Raw genomic sequence first — 17,001 nt, 5'->3', positions numbered from 1 at the left:
CGTGAACGACGACCGGATCGCGCTGGGCCGACCGCCGGAGGCGGTGCTGGAAATTCTCTAGGCGCCGACGGTCAGGCCGCCGGCGCCGGGCGCTGGTCGGCGCCGACCGCCTCGGTCAGCGAGGCGAAGCCGTCGCGGCGCAGCAGGGCCGCGAGCTCCGCGGCGATGCGGCCGACCAGGGCCGGGCCTTCGTAGACCAGGGCGCTGTAGAGCTGGACCAGCGAGGCGCCGGCTCGGATCTTGGCGTAGGCCGTGGCGCCCGACTCGACGCCGCCGACGCCGATCAGCGGCAGTCGGCCGCCGGTCAGGCGGTACATCTCGCCGAGCAGGCGCGTCGAGGGCTCGAACAGCGGGCGTCCGGAGAGGCCGCCGGCCTCGCCCTTCCAGCGGCTGCGCAGGCCGGCCGGCCGCTCGACGGTGGTGTTCGAGACGATCAGGCCGTCGAGCCCGCTGTCGAGGGCGACGGCGGCGATGTCCCGGCGGTCGGCCTCGGTCAGGTCCGGCGCGATCTTGAGCAGCAGCGGGGGCGGCGCCTCGGCTTCCGCCAGCGCCGCGCGCACCGCCGCCAGCAGCCCGGTCAGCGCCGCGCGATCCTGCAGCGCCCGCAGGCCCGGCGTGTTCGGCGAGGAGACGTTGACCACCAGGTAGTCGGCATAGGCGGCCAGCCGCCGGGCGCCCGCGACGTAGTCCGGCGCGGCCTCCGGGCTGTCCTTGTTCTTGCCGAGATTGACCCCGACGAGGCCGGCCGCCGGACCGCGAGCGCGGAAGGCGGTGAGCGCGGCCGCCGCCGCTTCCAGGCCGCGGTTGTTGAAGCCCATGCGGTTGATCACCGCGCGGTCCTCGGCAAGGCGGAACAGCCGCGGCCGGGGGTTGCCGGGCTGCGGGCGCGGCGTGACGCTGCCGACCTCGACCAGGCCGAAGCCGAGGCGGAGCAGTGGCGCCACGGCCTCGGCGTTCTTGTCGAAGCCGGCGGCCAGGCCGATCGGGTTGGCCAGGCGCCGGCCCCAGAGCTCGCTCGCCAGGATCGGGTCCGCGGCGCCGGCGGCGCGCGGCACCAGGCCGCTCCGCAGCAGACGCAGCGTCAGGCCATGGCCGGTCTCGGGGTCGAGCCGGAACAGCAGAGGGCGCAGCAGGGCGTAGGCAAGCGCGCTCACGGGTCCGGGTCGTCGAGCGGCGGGAAGAGGTGCCGCCCGTCGGGGCCGAGCGGCAGGTCCTCGGCGCGGCGCACCGCCGCGACCGGCAGCGGCCCGTAGAGATGGGGGAACAGCGCGCCGCCGCGCGAGGGCTCCCACGTCAGCGCCGCGCCAAGCGCCCCGGGATCGACGGTCAGCAGCACCAGGCCGGACTGGCCGGCACGGTGTTTGGCCACGCTTTCGGCGAGCTGCGGGCGCGCCGAGAAATGGATGAAGCCGTCGCGCCGGTCGTCGGCCGAGCCCTCGTACCGCCCGGCCGCCTCGGCAGCGCGCCAGGCCTCCCAGGTGGTGACGTGGTAGATGGCTCGGCTCATGACGTCGCGACGATAGGCGAGGCACCCGGCTCGCACAACGCTCGCCCCGCTCCGGGCGTCTCCGCACCGAATGTATCGGTGACAAGAATCCTTCGCCGCGCGGCTTGGCCGGCCGTCGCGGCGTCTCTATGCTCGCGTCGGTGTCGCTTCGCGCGCCTTCCCGCTGGCGCGCGCCTTCCCTCTGGAGACGGACCGGACAGATGACCGCTTGGCATTACCTCGAGGGCGAATGGCTCGAGGGCAATCCCCAGATCATGGGCCCGATGACCCACGCCGCCTGGCTCGCCTCCACGGTGTTCGACGGCGCCCGCGCTTTCGAGGGCGTGACCCCCGACCTCGACAAGCATTGCCAGCGCATCGAGCGCTCGGCCAAGGCGATGGGCCTGAAGAGCCTGTTTCGGCCCGAGGAAATCCTGGAGCTGTGCCAGGACGGCCTGGCCAAGTTCCCGAAGGACGCGCAGCTCTACATCAAGCCGATGTACTGGGCCGAGGGCGGCTTCGTCGCCGCCGATCCCGAGACGACGCGCTTCTGCCTGTCGCTCTACGATTCGCCGCTGCCCGAGCCGAAGGGCAGTTCGGTCATGCTGTCGAGCTTCCGGCGTCCCAACATCGAGACGGCGCCGACCGACGCCAAGGCGGCCTGCCTCTACCCGAACTCCGGGCGCGCCCTGCGCGAGGCGCAAGCCAAGGGCTTCGACAATGCGATCATGCTGGATGCGCTCGGCAACGTCTCGGAGCTGTCGACGGCCAACGTCTGGCTGGTCAAGGACGGCGCCGCCCACACCCCGGCGCCGAACGGCACCTTCCTGAACGGCATCACGCGCCAGCGCGTCCTCGCCCTGCTGCGCGAGGCCGGCATCACCGTGCACGAGCGCAGCCTGACCTACCGCGAGTTCCAGGAGGCCGACGAGATCTTCCAGACCGGCAACTACGGCAAGGTCATGCCGATCACCCGGATCGACCAGCGCGACCTGCAGCCGGGCCCGGTCTACCGCCAGGCGCGGGAGCTCTACTGGAGCTTCGCCCACGGCGGCTGAGCGCGGCAACCGCGGCGCAGCCTGCCGGAAGGCCGCCCGGTCACCTTGGGTTAACCGAACCGCAAGACCCTGGCGCCATTGTTCCGCCCGGAACGCGACAGAGGTGGACGATGACCAGCCTGGACATGGACGGGCCCTTCAAGCTCGATACGCCGACGGTGCGCCAGACCGTGCGCGGCGGCTTGCCGGGCAACTTCGCCATCGGCCATCTCGACGGCGACAAGCGCTTCGCCGTCCAGTACGTCGGGCGCCACGACCTGGACGTGCTCGACGGCTTGATGACGACGATGCGGGCCGGTGTCGGCAAGCCCGGCCTGACCGCGCGCCTGTTCGGCAGCCAGCGCCAGGCCAACGCCTTCAAGTTCTCCTACGCGGCCGACCAGCGTGCCGCCTTCGAGAAGCAGTGCCGCAACTATCACGACTTCAATGGCAGCGGGAAGCTGGAGAACGCCGCCCATCCGGTGCCGCCGTCCGGCAGCGGCCTGACCTGCCCTTCCTGCGCCGGCTGAGCGCCCGCCCCGGACCGCCCACGCCCCGGACCGCCCAAGCCCCGGGCCGGCCAAGCCCCGGGCCGGCCAAGCCCCGGGCCGGCCAAGCTCCCCGGCGGCTCAGCTCCCGATGCCGCCTTCGGCCGGCAGCCTCGCCAGGCCGCGCTCGCCGCTGGACAGGACCCAGATCACCAGATCCTTGAGGACCGCCCCTGCCGCCTGGTCGAAGGCCGCGACTACATCTTGCAGGGAGTCGTCGGCGGCCGGCGCGATGCGGTCGATGTCGGTCGAGGCGACGATCTCGCGGCGCGGCATTCCGACCAGCTTGAGCGCCAGCCCGACGCGCACGACCGGCGGTCCGGAGCCGTCGTAGACCGCCTGGAACTCGCGCAGCTCGCTCTTCAGGACGAAGTCGGCGCGCAGGCCGAGGGACTCGCGGCCGACCGAGACGATGCGGCCGGAATTCTCGAAGGACTCGATCATCATGGTCTGGAACATGGCCGGCGCCCGGTCGGTCCAGTTGGCGCGCGCATAGTATTCGATCTGGTGGGCCGCCTGCGTCAGCGCGATGCGCGGGGTGTTGAGGCCGGCGTCGGCGACCGGCGTCTCCAGCACCAGCTGCCAGTTCACGCTCGGCAGGTCGTCCGGGAAGGTGCTCTTCGGCGACAGGCGGTAGAGCGCGGGCGGCGGCCCGTTGACGAGCAGGCTGGCGCAGCCGCCCAGGGCGAGGGGGACGGCGAGGGGGACCAGGGCGCCGGCACCGACCAGGAGGCCGCGCCGGGTCGGCCCGGCGCCGCCCAGGGACCTATCGCTGTCTCGGTTGTGTCTCATATCCATCCTGCGAATCGCCGAACAGGAAGCGGGTCGGGTCGCGCTCGACCTCCGCGGTCACGCTGTTCAGTCGCGAGACCAGCGTCCTCATCTGGTTGAGCAGCCCGGCCAGCTCGTAGAGCCCCGAGGCGGTAAAGTCGCGAAGCGGCTCGCGGTTCTCCGCGACCAGCGCGTTGACCTCGGTGGTCAGCAGCTGGATCGAGCCGGCCGCCCGGCCGACCTCGGACAGGGTGCGCTGCAGCTCGGCGGCGTTGGTCTGGACCGCCTTGTCCAGGTTCCCGGTCAGGCGCTCGACGGCGCCGAGCGTGCGGTCGGCGCTGTCGGCGATGCTCCTGGCGTCGCCGCGCAGCTCGCTCGCGAGGGCGGACAGCTCCCCGGTGCTTCGGTTGATGTTGTCCATGGTCGCGGCGGCGTTCCCGATCAGGCTCTCGATATCGCCCGAACGCGCGGCGAAGGCCCCCGTGACGGTTTCGAGGTTCTCGAGGCTGTTGGACAGGCGGCCGAGGTTCTCGTCGTTCACCACCTTCTCGACCTGCTCGAGCACGCGCTGGGCGGCGGCCAGCGTCGCCGGCGCCCCCTCGATGACCTGGGAGATCGACGACGGCTTGGTCTGGATCCTGGGATAGGGCCGCCCCGGCTCGGTCCGTGGCGGCCCGGCATCCCTGCTGCCGCCGGCCAGCAGCACGTAGCGGCCGCCGGCGAGACCCTCGAACTCGAGGCTGCCGACGGTGTCGCTCCTGACCGGCGCGGACTCCTGGACGTCGATGATGACCTGGACTCGCTCGGGCTCGTCAGGGTCGAGCTGGACGCTGCGCACCTCGCCGACCCGCACGCCGGCGTAGCGCACCGGGCTGGCCTCGGACAGGCCGGTCACGGAATCGGTGAAGACCAGCTCGTAGGTGTCCAGGTCCGCTCGGACCTGGAATTTCGCCAGCCAGACGACGAAGCCCAGCGAGCCGAGCAGGAGCGCGAGCACGAAGCCGCCGACGAGCAGATAGCTGGCGCGGGTCTCCATTGTCGTCTCAGGCCTCCCGCCGTTCCCGGGTCGCTGCCGCCGCGCGGCCCCGCGGACCCAGGAAGTACTCCTGGATCCAGGGATGGGGATCCTGCTCGAGCTCTGCGATCCTGCCGACCTTAACACGCTTGTCGATCAGCACGGAAACCCGGTCGCAGACGGCATAGAGGCTGTCGAGGTCGTGGGTCACCATCACCACCGTCAAATCGAGCGCGCGCTGCAGGTCGGCAATCAGCTGGTCGAACTCCGAGGCGCCGACGGGGTCGAGGCCGGCGGTCGGCTCGTCGAGGAACAGCAGCTCGGGATCGAGCGCCAGCGCGCGCGCCAGGCCGGCACGCTTTCGCATGCCGCCGGACAGTTCGCTCGGACGCTTGTGCGCGGCGTCGGCGGGCAGTCCCGAGAGCGCGATCTTGACCTCGGAGAGCTCGCGCAGCAGACGCGGACTCAGGCGGTAGTGGGCGCGCAGCGGCACCGCCACGTTCTGCAGCACCGTCAGCGAGGAGAAGAGGGCGCCGTCCTGGAACAGCACGCCCCAGCGGCTGCGCAACTGCTGGTGCTCGGCGTCGTTCAGCCGGTCGACATCCCGGCCCAGGACCTCGACGGTGCCCGCGCTCTGGCGGTTCAGGCCGACGATGGTGCGCATCAGCACCGACTTGCCGCTGCCCGAGCCGCCGACCAGGCCCATGACCTCGCCGCGCCGAACCTCGAAGTCCAGGTCCTCGTGGATCACCTTGGGCCCGAAGCGGGTGGTCAGCCCGGACACGCGGATCGCCAGGTCCTCCTGCGAGCCGTCGCGGGCGCCGGGAGCCTCGACAATGCCATCGCGGGAAGCGCCGGTCATACGCCGATCACCGAGAAGAAGACCGAGAAGAGCGCGTCGAGCAGGATCACCAGGAAGATCGCCTCGACCACCGCCGTGGTCGTGCGCAGGCCGACCGACTCGGCCGAGCCGGTCACCTTCAGGCCTTCGAAGCAGCCGACCAGGGCGATGGTGAAGGCGAAGACCGGCGCCTTGACCATGCCGACCAGGAAGTGGTTGACCGAAACCGCGGTCTCGAGCCGGCTGATGAACTCCAGCGGCGTGATGTCGAGGGCAATCCAGCTCATCACGGCGCCGCCGGCGATGCCCAGGATGTCGGCGTAGAAGGTCAGCAGCGGCAGCGCGATCATCAGGGCCAGGACGCGCGGCACGACCAGGATGTCGATCGGGTCGAGCCCGATCGTGCGCATGGCGTCGACCTCCTCGCGCACCTGCATGGTGCCGATCTGGGCGGTGAAGGCGCTGCCCGAGCGGCCGGCGACGATGATCGCGGTCAGGACGATGCCCATCTCGCGCAGCACCGAGATGCCGACCAGGTTGACCGTGAAGATCTGGGCGCCGAAGCGCGCCAGCTGGTCGGCGCCCTGGTAGGCCAGGACGACGCCGATCAGGAAGGCCAGCAGGCCGACGATCGGCAGGGCGTCGAAGCCGGTGCGCTCGAGGTGGTAGACCAGCGAGGTGAAGCGCAGGCGCCGCGGCCTCGCCAGGTTCCGCACCACCCCGATCGTCACCAGGCCGAGGAAGTTCAGCAGGTCGCGAGCGTTGCCGCCGGCCAAAACCGCCTTCTCGCCGATCCGGGCGACGAAGGCGCGGAGCGGGTTCGGCCGCGGCGGCTCGCCGGGCGCGCTCTCGTGCTCCGCGACCTTCTCGAGCAGGGTCCGGCGTGCCGCGGGCAGCCCCTCCCAGGTCACCTCCAGCCCGGCATCCTCCGCCTCGCGCGCCGTGCGCAGCAGCAGCCAGGTGCCGGCGGTGTCGAGCTGTTCGACCCCGGAGAGCTCGAGCGTAAGCGTCTCGCCCTGCCAGGCTCCCAAGCTCGCAAGCTGGATCTCGCGCCGCGCCCCCTGCCCGGTCGTCCAGTCGCCCGACAGGGCGAGCCTCGTGTGCGCACCCTCGCGCGAGACGGCGAGGCCGTCGTCGGGGGACCGCGATTCTCTGAGAGGTTGCGAAGACATGCGGCGCGAAGTCTCGCACGCGTCTCAGCAAGCGCCAAGCCGCGCGCCGCTGCGCTGCAGCGAGACTTGGCTGCACCGCCTGCGATGGCCGCGACGCGGGCCGCTCACGACTGGCTGCAGCCCCAGTAGGCCCAGGCGAGCTCCAGCTCGTCGCGGTGGAAGGCGGCGGCGTCGGGTCCGTCGTCCGGCCCTTCGTAGCGGCCCAGCGACTGCAGCAGCTGGAAGAAACCGCGCTGCGGAATGCCGGCGTGGCCGCGGCTGATGGCCACGGCCGCGAGCAGCGGGCGGTCGGCGGCGAGATCCTCCTGGATGATCTGCTCCAGCAGCTCGGTGATGCGCTGGATGCGGCAGGGACCGGGAATCGCGGCAAGCTCGCAGAGGTCGCGGTAGGTCACGGTTGTCTGCTCGCGGGCCATCGCCTCCAGCACGCGCCGCAGCTCCTGTCTTTCCGCTTCGTCGTCATGCATCCCGCGAGGCTTCATCCGGTTCGACGCTGAGGTTAAGGTGGCGACCCCAGGCTGGGAATTCCAGAAGTCACCAGGAAGTCAGAGGAGGATCGGCAGAGATGGCCGAGGCGTTGCATCATTTCATCGGCGGCAAGATCGTCGCGGGCACCAGCGGCCGGAGCGCGGAGGTGTTCAATCCGGCGATCGGCGAGGTCAAGGCGCGGGTCGACCTGGCCTCCAAGGCCGAGCTCGACGCCGCGGTCGAGGTCGCCAAGGCGGCCTTTCCGGGCTGGGCCGCGACCTCGCCGCTGCAGCGCGCGCGCGTCATGTTCCGCTTCAAGGAGCTGCTCGAGCAGAACAAGGAGCGGCTGGCCGGCCTGATCGGCTCGGAGCACGGCAAGGTGCTGGGCGACGCCGCCGGCGAGGTCACCCGCGGCATCGAGGTCGTCGAGTTCGCCTGCGGCATCCCGCAGCTGCTCAAGGGCGAGTTCACCGAGAACGTCGGCACCGGCGTCGACGCCTACTCCGTGCGCCAGCCGCTCGGCGTCGTCGCCGGCATCACGCCCTTCAACTTCCCGGCCATGGTGCCGATGTGGATGTTCCCGGTCGCCCTGGCCTGCGGCAACAGCTTCATCCTGAAGCCCTCGGAGCGCGATCCCTCGGCGGCCCTGCTGCTCGCCGAGCTGCTCCAGCAGGCCGGCCTGCCGGACGGCGTGTTCAACGTCGTCAACGGCGACAAGGAGGCGGTCGACGCGATCCTGGCGAACCCCGATATCGAGGCGGTCTCATTCGTCGGCTCGACCCCGATCGCCGAGTACGTCTACACGACCGGCACGGCCAGGGGTAAGCGGGTGCAGGCCCTGGGCGGCGCCAAGAACCATATGATCGTCATGCCCGACGCCGACATGGACCAGGCGAGCGACGCCCTGATGGGCGCGGCCTACGGCTCGGCCGGCGAGCGCTGCATGGCGATCTCGGTCGCCGTCGCGGTCGGGGCGGCCGGCGACCAGCTGATGGAGCGCCTGGAGCCGCGGGTACGCGGCTTGAAGATCGGCGCCTATACCGACCCCGAGGCCGAGATGGGGCCGCTGGTCACCCGGCAGCACTACGAGAAGGTCAAGGGCTACGTCGACCTCGGCGTCGAGGAGGGCGCCAAGCTGGTCGTCGACGGCCGCGACTTCCGCATGCAGGGCTACGAGAAGGGCTACTTCCTCGGCGGCTGCCTGTTCGACGAGGTGACGGCGGAGATGAAGATCTACCAGGAGGAGATCTTCGGCCCGGTGCTCGCCGTGGTCCGCTCGGACAGCTACGAGAGCGCGCTCGAGCTGGTCAACGGCCACGAGTTCGGCAACGGCACGGCGATCTTCACCCGCGACGGCGACGCCGCGCGCAACTTCGTGCAGCGGGCGAAGATCGGCATGGTCGGCGTCAACGTGCCGATCCCGGTGCCGATGGCCTTCCACTCCTTCGGCGGCTGGAAGCGCTCGCTGTTCGGCGACCACCACATGCACGGCCCCGAGGGCGTGCGCTTCTACACCCGCATGAAGGCGGTGACCTCGCGCTGGCCGACCGGCATCCGCTCGGGCGCCGAGTTCGTCATGCCGACGATGAGGTGACGGGGGCACCGGGCCGAGGCCCGGTCCCGGCGCCGATCCTGTAGCTGCCGCCCGCCGCCAGGCAGGCGAGCAGCGCGGCGAGGCCCTTGCGGCCGTGAAGCGGCAGGCCGGCGGTCGGCCGCTGCCGCTCCTGCCATGCCGCCGGCGCGACGGCCAGCAGCTCGCCGAAGGTCGACTCGCCGTCGCTCAGCAGCAGGGTCGCGGCCTCCGGGATCTTCCTTTCGCCTGGGAGCGGGCGGCGCGCCGGCGCCAAGCGGAAGAAGTCCGGATGCGCCGGCCGCTGGCCGAAGCGGCCGCCGCGCAGCAGCGGCTCCAGCAGGTTGCGCGGAAAGGGCAGCTCCTCGCTGGCGCGCAGCAGGCCGACGCGCAGGCCCGGCCGCTCGCCGGCCAGCACCAGCGCCCGGTCGAGCAGAAGGCGCAGGTCGAAGGTCAGCAGCAGCATTGCGCCGCCCTGCCGCAGCGCCGCCGCCTGGGCCGCGGCGGGCGCCGTGGGGTCGAGCAGCTGCGGCCGGCCGCCGAGGCGGAGCGTGGCGAAGGCGGCGGCGACCAGGCCGGGACTGTCGGGCAGCAGCAGCGCGACAGTGTCGCCGGCAGCGGCGCCGGCCGCCTCGAGGGCGCCTGCCAGGGCTTCGGCCCGGGCGTCTAGCTGACCGGCGGTCACCGAACGGCCCAGGAAGACCAGGCTGCCGCCGGCGCCGGCCAGGAAGTCGGCGAGTCCCGGCGCCGCGCGGGCGCTCACCCGGCGGCGGCGAAGAGGCGCGCCTTGATCTCGTCGTCGTTGGGCGCCCAGGCGGCCCAGCGGGCGGCGTCGTAGCCCCACTTGTTGCGGTGGCCGGCGGCCGCCCCGGCGGCGATCAGCCGCTCGACGACGGCCAGGTGGCCGCGCCCCGCCGCCGCCATCAGGGGCGTATTGCCGGCGTCGCTCGAGCGATCGACCTCGGCGCCGGCCGTGAGCAGCAGCTCGAGGCACGCGAGGTCGCCGCGCAAGGCGGCGCGGTAGAGCAGGCTGACGCCGAAGCGGTCGCGCGCCCTGGCGTCGCCGCCCTCGGCCAGCGCCCGCTCCAGCGCCCCGGCGTCGCCGCGCTTCACCAGCGCGAAGAGTGCGTCCTTGTCCATCCTCGCCTCCGGCCTGTCCTGAGCCCGTGACCTTGGCCGCAGCGGCGCCCTGTGACAAGTAGAACCCAGCGAGATCCTGAAAGCGGCCGCTGCAGGCCGACCGATGCAAGAGGGGGATTTCTCATGTCGATCGACGTCGCCCGCGCCCGTGCCGAGACGCCCGGGTGCACCGGCGTGCTGCACTTCAACAACGCCGGCGCCGCCCTGATGCCGGCGCCGGTGCTCGAGACCCAGATCGCGCACCTGCGCCGCGAGGCGGCGATCGGCGGCTACGAGGCCAAGGACGAGGCGGCGGCACGCCTGGAGGCCGTCTACGGCTCGATCGCCGGCCTGATCGGCGCGCGGGCCGAGGAGATCGCCCTGGTCGAGAACGCCACCGTCGCCTGGAACCTCGCCTTCCACGCCTTCCGCTTCGGGCCGGGCGACCGGATTCTCACCGCCGAGGCCGAGTACGCCAGCAACTACATCTCCTTCCTGCAGCTGGCCGAGCGCAGCGGCGTGGTCGTCGAGGCGGTGCCGAGCGACGAGGCCGGCGAGCTCGACGTCGCCGCCCTGGAGGCCCGACTCGACGAGCGGGTGCGTCTGATCGCGGTCACCCATGTCCCGACCAACGGCGGCCTGGTCAACCCCGCCGAGGCGATCGGCGCCGTGGCGCGGCGCCATGGCGTGCCCTTTCTGCTCGACGCCTGCCAGTCGGTCGGGCAGCTCGAGATCGACGTCGAGCGGATCGGCTGCGACCTGCTCTCGGCGACCGGCCGCAAGTACCTGCGCGGCCCGCGCGGCACCGGCTTCCTCTATGTCCGCCGCGCGATCCTCGACCGGCTGGAGCCGCCCTTCCTGGACCTGCACTCGGCGCGCTGGGTGGCGCCCGACCGCTACGAGATGCGCGCCGACGCGCGGCGCTTCGAGAACTGGGAGTTCAACATCGCCGGGCTGCTCGGCCTGGGCGCCGCCGTCGACCACGCCCTCGGCTGGGGCATGCCGGCGATCGCGCTGCGCATCGCCGCCCTGGCCGCCGAGCTGCGCGCCCGGCTGGCGGAGATCCCGGGCGTGACCCTGCGCGACCTGGGCCGGCAGCCCTGCGGCATCGTCACCTTCACGCTCGAGGGCCGGGAGGCGACCGCCCTGCGCGACGCCCTGCGCGCCCAGGCGATCAACGTCTCGGTCAGCGGCCCCGGCTCGACGTTGCTCGACGCGACCCGGCGCCGGCTGCCCGACCTCGTCCGCGCCTCGGTGCACTACTACAACGACGAGAGCGAGATCGCCCGCTTCTGCGGCGTGCTGCGGGAGCTGGTTCGGTAGGTCCCGTGCCCGTCGCGCATGGTTCGACAAGCTCACCATGAAGCGAAGGTGGGGTCGGCACAGGCGTTGGATTGCGCTTCATGGAGAGCTTGTCGAACCATGCAAGCGTGGCAGCGCCTGCCTTGCCCCCGGCAGGCGTCCCGCCTCAGCCGAAGCTCACCTCGCCCTGCATCGCCAGCGCGCCGTCCGGCCCGGCGATCCACAGGGTGGCGCCCTCGGCCCCGGGCTCGCCGCAGACCGCGAAGGGGGCGGTGTCGAAGATCGGCGAGCGGGCGCGGAAGGCGAAGCGGGCGAGGCGCCGGCCGGCAGCCTCGCGGCGCGCCAGGTCGACCATCAGCGTCGCCAAGAGGGGGCCGTGGACGATCAGCCCGGGATAGCCCTCGACGCCGGTCGCGTAGGGCTGGTCGTAGTGGATGCGGTGGCCGTTGAAGGTCAGGGCCGAATAGCGGAACAGCAGCACCGGCGAGGGCGCGAGCTCACGGCGCCAGGCGGCCGTGACCGGCGCCGGCTCGAGCCTCGGGGGCGGTGCGCCGGCCGCCGGCGCCTCCCGGTAGACGATGTCATGCTCCTCCTCGATCGCCAGCCCGCCGGGGCCGGTAATTGAGTGACCCACGGTCACAAAGGCCAGCCGGCCGCTGCGCCCGGACTTCTCCTCGACCTTGAGGATGGTCGAGCGGCGCTCCGCCAGGGCGCCGACCGGCAGCGGCGCGTGCCAGGTCAGGCGGCTGCCCGCCCACATGCGCCGCGGCAAGGGAATCGGCGGCAGGAACTCGCCGCGCGCGGCATGGCCGTCGGGGCCGACGCCGGACAGGGGCGGCAGCTCCCAGAAGTAGGCCCAGTGCCAGAGCTCGGGCAGCGGCCTGCCCTCGGCCATCGCCGGGTCTGCGCTCTCGAGCGTGACCCGCAGGGCCTCCGCGCGGTTCGCGTCGATGCGGTCCGCCAGGCTCCGCTCGCGCCCGATCCAGCCGGTGAAGTCGCCGCCCATGCCTTGGTCCTCCTCACGTCCCCTCACCGTCGGGCCCGCCCCCCGTCGCGGCGGGCGCCACGCGAGCGGCCCCCGGCGGCGGGGGAAATCCGACGGAGAGGAGCGGCTGCCGAGAGCCTTCCCGGCACAGACGCCCAGGGCGTGGCGGAGGCCGCCCGCTGGGCTCTCGAATCGAGCCGCCGGGCGTGCCATAAGGCTGTCCATCGAAAGACAGCAGGAAAGCCATCGCGTGATGTCCGAGCTCCGCGCCCCCGCGGTTTCCTCCGGCCGGACCCGCCCGGCCTTCACGGGCCTGCTCGAAGGCCTGCCGGCGACCACGCCCTTCGTCGGGCCCGAAGCCCTGGAGCGCCAACGCGGCGGCGCCTTCGCGCTGCGCCTGGGCGCCAACGAGTCGGCCTTCGGCGTCTCGCCGCGCGTCCAGGCGGTGCTGCGCGAGACGGCGGCGCGCGCCAACTGGTATTGCGACCCCGAACACTTCGACCTGCGCAGCGCGCTGGCCGCCTACCTGCGGGTGGAGCCCGGCAACCTGGTCGTCGGCGAGGGCATCGACGGCCTGCTCGGCCTGATCGTGCGCGCCTTCGTCGAGCCGGGCGAGGCCGTCGTCACCTCGCTCGGCGCCTATCCGACCTTCAACTACCAGGTCAACGGCTACGGCGGCCGGCTGGTCTTCGTGCCCTACCGGCCGGCCTGCGACAACGACCTGGAGGCGCTGCTCGCCGCGGCCCGGCGCGAGCGGGCCAAGCTGCTCTACCTCGCCAACCCGGACAACCCGAGCGGCAGTTTCCACGGCCGCGAGGCGCTGGCGGCCTTGCTCGCCGGCCTGCCGGAGAACTGCCTGCTGCTGCTCGACGAGGCCTACGCCGAGTTCGCGCCGGCCGCCGATCTGCCGCCGCTCGAGCCCGAGGACCCGCGCGTGATCCGCCTGCGCACCTTCTCCAAGGCCCACGGCCTGGCCGGCATGCGCGTCGGCTATGGCGTGGCGGCCCGCGAGATCGTCGCCGCCTTCGACAGGATCCGCCTGCATTTCGGCGTCGGCCGGCTGGCCCAGCGCGCGGCCAGCGCCGCGCTCGAGGACCAGGCTTTCGCCGCCGAGGTCGTGCGGCAGGTCGCCGGGGGGCGCGGGGACTACCACCGGCTTGGCCGTCGGCTCGGGCTGGCGACCCTGCCGTCGCTGACCAACTTCGTCGCCTTCGACCTGGGCAGCGCCGCCCGCTCGATCCGCATGGTCGAGCTGCTCGGTGCCCGCGGCGTCTTCGTGCGCCGGCCCGGCCAGCCGCCGCTCGACCGCTTCGTGCGGGTCACGGTCGGCACCGAGGCGGAGCGCCTCGCCTTTGAACCGCTCTTCGCCGAAGCCCTGGAGGCGCTCGCCGGGGAGCGCCTGGAGCCGGGGCCGTGACCGGCCGCGGCTACCCGAGGCGGCGCCACACCGAGGTGCTGGGCGAGCTGCTGCCGCTCGCCGGCAGCCGCATCGTCGACATCGGCTGCGGCGCCGGGCCGCTGGTCCGGGCCCTGACCCGCAAGGGCGCGATCATGACCGGCGTCGAGCCTCAGGCGGCGCGTATCGCCGAGGCCCAGGCGGCCGAGAGAATGGGCGGGGAGCATTACTTCGAGGGCGGCGCCGAGGCGCTGCCGCTGCCCGCTGCCAGCCAGGACGCGGCGATCTTCTTCAACTCCCTGCACCATGTGCCGGTCGCGCTGCTCGAGCGCGCCTTCGCCGAGGCGCACCGGGTGCTGGTCGCCGGCGGCTGGCTCTGCGTCGTCGAGCCGCTCGCCGAGGGCGCCGCCTACGAGCTCGGCAAGCCGATCGACGACGAGCGGGCGGTGCGCGCCGAGGCCTACGCCGCTGTGCAGCGCGCCGCGGCCTCGCCGGCCTGGCGCCAGGCGGCCGAGATCTTCTACGACACCGAGGTGGTCTACGCCGACTTCGAGACGGCGCGGCGGGATTTCGAGAAGGTCGATCCCGCGCGTGCCGCGCAGGTCGCGGCGCAGCGCGAAAGCTGGGAGCGGGCCTTCCACGCGCTCGGCCGCCGCACCGAGGCCGGCTGGGCCTTCTCACAGCCGATGCGCGCCAATCTGCTGGCCCGACAATGACCGTCGGTCATGAGAGCTACCGGCTGCCGGAGGGCCCGGCGCCGGAGGACCCCGGCGGCCTGGTGCTGGAGGTGCTGCGCATGGGCCCGGAGTTCCCCGGTCCGGCCCAGGACCTGCTGCTCGCCTGGACCCTGAAGCTGCCCGACGGCCTGGACCTGCGCGCCGCCGCTGCCCGCCTGCTCGAGGCCTACGGCCTCGCCGAGGGCCAGCCGCCGCGCGACGCCCGCGGCACCCTGGTGACGCTGCTCCGCGAGGCCGCCGCCGGCGCCCCGCCTCCCGCCCGCCGCCGTGGCGGCTGGCGCGGCCGCGAGCGGCCCGACCGAGCCTGACCGTCGCCCCTCGCCCGAAATCCGCGCGGCGGATTTCGACCTCTCCCTGAGGGAGAGGCCCGAGGGGAGAGGTGACGTATCGGGTTCGTCTACCCCCAGAGCTCCGGCACGGGCGGGTGGACCGTGCTGCCCTCGAAGCGCAGCCCGTGCTCGCGGTCGCGGGCGAGCAGCAGGGGGCCGTCGAGATCGACCAGCTTGGCGCCCTGGGCCAGCAGCACCGCCGGCGCCATGGCCAGGGAGGTCGCGACCATGCAGCCGACCATCAGGTCGAGACCGAGCTCGGCGGCGGCGACCTTGAGCTTCAGCCCCTCGGTCAGGCCGCCGGTCTTGTCGAGCTTGAGGTTGACGATGTCGTACTTGCCGACGAGGCCGGCCAGGGTCTCGGTGTCGTGGCAGGACTCGTCGGCGCAGAGCGGCACCGGGCGGTCGAGGTCGTGCAGCACCTCGTCCTGGGTGGCGGTGAAGGGTTGCTCGATCATGGCCACGCCCAGGTCCCTCAGGGCCGGCGCCAGCTCGTTGTAGTGCTCGACGGTCCAACCCTCGTTGGCGTCGACCACGATGGTCGCGGCCAGGGCGTTGGCGCGCACGGCGCGGACGCGCTCGAGATCCTCCGGGCCGGTCAGCTTGAGCTTGAGCAGGGGCCGCGTCGCGTTGGCGGCGGCCTGGCGGCCCATCCGCTCCGGCGTATCGAGCGAGAGGGTATAGGCGGTGGTCACCGGTGCCGGCGCCGGCAGGCCGGCGAGCCGCCAGACCGGCTGCCCGCTGCGCTTGGCCTCCAGATCCCAGAAGGCGCAGTCGAGGGCGTTGCGCGCGGCGCCGGCCGGCAGCGCCGCCTGCAGGCCCTCGCGGTCGAGCTGGTCGCCCTCGAGCGCGCCGCGCTGGCTCTCGATCTGGCCGAGCACGGACTCCACCGTTTCGCCGTAGCGGGCGTAGGGCACGCACTCGCCGCGACCGCTGTGCTGACCGTCGGTCAGCGTGACCACCACCGGCTCGGCCCGGGTGCGGCTGCCCCGGCTGATCGTGAAGGTGCCGGCGATCGGCCAGGATTCGGCTTCTGCTGTCAGCTTCACGCGCTCACTCCAGGTTGTCGACCAGGGCGGCGACGCCGTGGCGAACGGGGTCGACGGCGGGCAGGCCCTGCGCCTTGGAGACCTTCTCCAGGTAGGCGTCGGCCTCCTCGGCCTTCAGGCCGGAGGTGTTGACGGCGATGCCGACGAAGCGCGCCGCCGGGTTGGTCAGCTGCGCGGCCTCGAGGTTGCGCGCCATGCAGAGCTCGAGCGACGGCAGGCTGTACTCGGGCAGGCCGCGCATGTGCGGGCGGGTCGGCTCGTGGCAGAGCACCAGGGCGTCGGGCTGGGCGCCATGGATTAGGCCGATGGTGACGCCGGCGAAGGAGGCATGAAACAGCGAGCCCTGCCCCTCGACCAGGTCCCAGTGGTCCTCGTCGTGAGCCGGGGTCAGCCACTCGACGGCGCCCGAGATGAAGTCGGCGACGACCGCGTCGATCGAGACGCCGTCGCCGGCGATGAAGATGCCGGTCTGGCCGGTCGCCCGGAAATCCGCCTTCATGCCGCGCCGGCGCATCTCCGCCTCGAGCGCCAGGGAGGTGTACATCTTGCCGACCGAGCAGTCGGTGCCGACGGTCAGCAGGCGCTTGCCAGGCCGCTTGCGGCCGTTGGCGACCTCGAAATCGCGGGTCGGGTGGCGCACGTCGAAGAGCTGCCGCCCGGTAGCCCTGGCGGTGTCGCGCAGCGCCGGCACGTCGACCAGCTTCCTGTGCAGGCCCGAGGCCAGGTCCATGCCGGACTCCAGGGCCTCGGTCAGGACCGCGGTCCAGGCCTCGGAGATGCGGCCGCCGCGGTTGGCGACGCCGACGATCACCGACTTCACGCCGGCGGCCTTGGCCTCGGCAATGGTCATGTCCTTGAGGCCGAGGTCGGCATGGCAGTCGGGCAGGCGCAGCTGGCCGACGCACCACTCCGGGCGCCAGTGGGCGACGCCGGCGGCGGTCTTGGCGGCGAGCTGGTCCGGCGCGTCGCCGAGGAACATCAGGTAGGGGTGCTGGATCGCCATGGTCGCTCGCGGTTTGGGATAGGGAAGCCGTTTCATAGCAAGAGAGCGCGCGCTGCGCCACGGGGCGCGCGGCGAGAAAGGCTCGGTCGGTATCGCCCCTGCCCTGCGCCGGGTGCGATTGCCGGGCCGCGACCGGCCGCTATAGTCGGCCGACCGAGGCGCCCCGGCCCAGA

General features: G+C 72.7%; 19 protein-coding genes. 7 read left to right on the top strand and 12 right to left on the bottom strand.

Translation table 11 applies throughout. The features are described 5' to 3' along the window. Window positions 1-71: 71 nt before the first annotated feature. Together WD341_RS07695 and WD341_RS07690 are read right to left on the bottom strand one after the other, a co-directional pair. The gene (locus tag WD341_RS07695; protein ID WP_368424856.1) at window positions 72-1,154 is read right to left on the bottom strand and encodes a quinone-dependent dihydroorotate dehydrogenase; all 1,083 of its coding nucleotides are present in this window, start codon (window positions 1,152-1,154) and stop codon (window positions 72-74) included. After that, window positions 1,151-1,507, bottom strand: a complete 357-nt coding sequence (locus WD341_RS07690; RefSeq protein WP_368424855.1) for a DUF952 domain-containing protein — start codon at window positions 1,505-1,507, stop codon at window positions 1,151-1,153. Before WD341_RS07690 ends, WD341_RS07695 begins: the two co-directional genes overlap by 4 nt. Before the next feature lie 200 nt (window positions 1,508-1,707). Here WD341_RS07690 and WD341_RS07685 point away from each other — a divergent pair, with 200 nt between their 5' ends. Further along, window positions 1,708-2,544, top strand: a complete 837-nt coding sequence (locus tag WD341_RS07685) for a branched-chain amino acid aminotransferase (protein WP_368424854.1) — start codon at window positions 1,708-1,710, stop codon at window positions 2,542-2,544. A gap of 110 nt (window positions 2,545-2,654) precedes the next feature. After that, window positions 2,655-3,053, top strand: a complete 399-nt coding sequence (locus WD341_RS07680) for a hypothetical protein (protein WP_368424853.1) — start codon at window positions 2,655-2,657, stop codon at window positions 3,051-3,053. A 99-nt stretch (window positions 3,054-3,152) separates the two neighbouring features. Here the strand turns inward: WD341_RS07680 and WD341_RS07675 are convergent, their stop codons facing one another. From WD341_RS07675 to WD341_RS07655, 5 genes are all read right to left on the bottom strand, one after another. Next, on the bottom strand, window positions 3,153-3,863 hold the full coding sequence (locus tag WD341_RS07675) for an ABC-type transport auxiliary lipoprotein family protein (protein ID WP_368424852.1): 711 nt from the start codon (window positions 3,861-3,863) through the stop codon (window positions 3,153-3,155). After that, window positions 3,838-4,878 carry an MlaD family protein gene (locus WD341_RS07670; protein ID WP_368424851.1) on the bottom strand — a complete coding sequence of 347 codons (1,041 nt, stop codon included), beginning with the start codon at window positions 4,876-4,878 and terminating at the stop codon, window positions 3,838-3,840. Before WD341_RS07670 ends, WD341_RS07675 begins: the two co-directional genes overlap by 26 nt. Before the next feature lie 7 nt (window positions 4,879-4,885). Next, a complete protein-coding gene (locus WD341_RS07665; RefSeq protein ID WP_368424850.1) occupies window positions 4,886-5,719 on the bottom strand; it encodes an ABC transporter ATP-binding protein in 834 nt (277 codons plus the stop codon). Further along, window positions 5,716-6,870, bottom strand: a complete 1,155-nt coding sequence (locus WD341_RS07660; protein WP_368424849.1) for an ABC transporter permease — start codon at window positions 6,868-6,870, stop codon at window positions 5,716-5,718. The genes WD341_RS07665 and WD341_RS07660 overlap by 4 nt, the downstream gene beginning before the upstream one ends. Window positions 6,871-6,974: 104 nt before the next feature. Next, the gene (locus WD341_RS07655) at window positions 6,975-7,337 is read right to left on the bottom strand and encodes a hypothetical protein (protein ID WP_368424848.1); all 363 of its coding nucleotides are present in this window, start codon (window positions 7,335-7,337) and stop codon (window positions 6,975-6,977) included. A gap of 98 nt (window positions 7,338-7,435) precedes the next feature. On the opposite strand from WD341_RS07655, the gene WD341_RS07650 reads away from it, so the two are divergent. Further along, window positions 7,436-8,932 carry a CoA-acylating methylmalonate-semialdehyde dehydrogenase gene (locus WD341_RS07650; protein WP_368424847.1) on the top strand — a complete coding sequence of 499 codons (1,497 nt, stop codon included), beginning with the start codon at window positions 7,436-7,438 and terminating at the stop codon, window positions 8,930-8,932. Here the strand turns inward: WD341_RS07650 and WD341_RS07645 are convergent. Both WD341_RS07645 and WD341_RS07640 read right to left on the bottom strand, forming a co-directional pair. Further along, the gene (locus WD341_RS07645; protein WP_368424846.1) at window positions 8,913-9,671 is read right to left on the bottom strand and encodes an AMP-binding protein; all 759 of its coding nucleotides are present in this window, start codon (window positions 9,669-9,671) and stop codon (window positions 8,913-8,915) included. The genes WD341_RS07650 and WD341_RS07645 overlap by 20 nt on opposite strands. Then, complete coding sequence (locus WD341_RS07640; protein ID WP_368424845.1) at window positions 9,668-10,048, bottom strand: ankyrin repeat domain-containing protein; 381 nt, start codon at window positions 10,046-10,048, stop codon at window positions 9,668-9,670. Before WD341_RS07640 ends, WD341_RS07645 begins: the two co-directional genes overlap by 4 nt. A 123-nt stretch (window positions 10,049-10,171) precedes the next feature. On the opposite strand from WD341_RS07640, the gene WD341_RS07635 reads away from it, so the two are divergent. Next, a complete protein-coding gene (locus WD341_RS07635; protein ID WP_368424844.1) occupies window positions 10,172-11,350 on the top strand; it encodes an aminotransferase class V-fold PLP-dependent enzyme in 1,179 nt (392 codons plus the stop codon). A 145-nt stretch (window positions 11,351-11,495) separates the two neighbouring features. Here the strand turns inward: WD341_RS07635 and WD341_RS07630 are convergent, their stop codons facing one another. Continuing rightward, entirely contained in the window at window positions 11,496-12,335 is an 840-nt protein-coding gene (locus WD341_RS07630; protein WP_368424843.1) for a MaoC family dehydratase N-terminal domain-containing protein, read from the bottom strand. A 232-nt stretch (window positions 12,336-12,567) separates the two neighbouring features. Here WD341_RS07630 and WD341_RS07625 point away from each other — a divergent pair, with 232 nt between their 5' ends. Genes WD341_RS07625 through WD341_RS07615 form a run of 3 tightly spaced genes read left to right on the top strand, consistent with a single transcriptional unit; the run spans window position 12,568 to window position 14,755 of the window. Beyond that, complete coding sequence (locus tag WD341_RS07625) at window positions 12,568-13,731, top strand: aminotransferase class I/II-fold pyridoxal phosphate-dependent enzyme (RefSeq protein ID WP_368424842.1); 1,164 nt, start codon at window positions 12,568-12,570, stop codon at window positions 13,729-13,731. Further along, window positions 13,728-14,426, top strand: a complete 699-nt coding sequence (locus tag WD341_RS07620; RefSeq protein ID WP_368424841.1) for a class I SAM-dependent methyltransferase — start codon at window positions 13,728-13,730, stop codon at window positions 14,424-14,426. The genes WD341_RS07625 and WD341_RS07620 overlap by 4 nt, the downstream gene beginning before the upstream one ends. Continuing rightward, window positions 14,423-14,755 (top strand): hypothetical protein, encoded by a 333-nt coding sequence (locus tag WD341_RS07615; protein WP_368424840.1) that lies wholly within the window; start codon window positions 14,423-14,425, stop codon window positions 14,753-14,755. Before WD341_RS07620 ends, WD341_RS07615 begins: the two co-directional genes overlap by 4 nt. 89 nt (window positions 14,756-14,844) lie before the next feature. Here WD341_RS07615 and dgcA read toward each other — a convergent pair whose 3' ends face one another. Together dgcA and dgcN are read right to left on the bottom strand one after the other, a co-directional pair. Continuing rightward, window positions 14,845-15,825 (bottom strand): N-acetyl-D-Glu racemase DgcA, encoded by a 981-nt coding sequence (gene dgcA / locus WD341_RS07610; protein ID WP_368424839.1) that lies wholly within the window; start codon window positions 15,823-15,825, stop codon window positions 14,845-14,847. A 4-nt stretch (window positions 15,826-15,829) separates the two neighbouring features. After that, window positions 15,830-16,828: an N-acetyltransferase DgcN gene (gene dgcN / locus WD341_RS07605; protein WP_368424838.1), complete on the bottom strand. Its 999-nt coding sequence runs from the start codon at window positions 16,826-16,828 to the stop codon at window positions 15,830-15,832. Window positions 16,829-17,001: the final 173 nt, after the last annotated feature.

Origin of the sequence: Tistlia sp., from assembly GCF_040905785.1 — a bacterium.
GTDB lineage: Bacteria > Pseudomonadota > Alphaproteobacteria > Kiloniellales > DSM-21159 > Tistlia.
The sequence above is the reverse complement of the archived record's forward strand: the minus strand, read 5'-3'. Positions and strand labels throughout refer to the sequence as shown.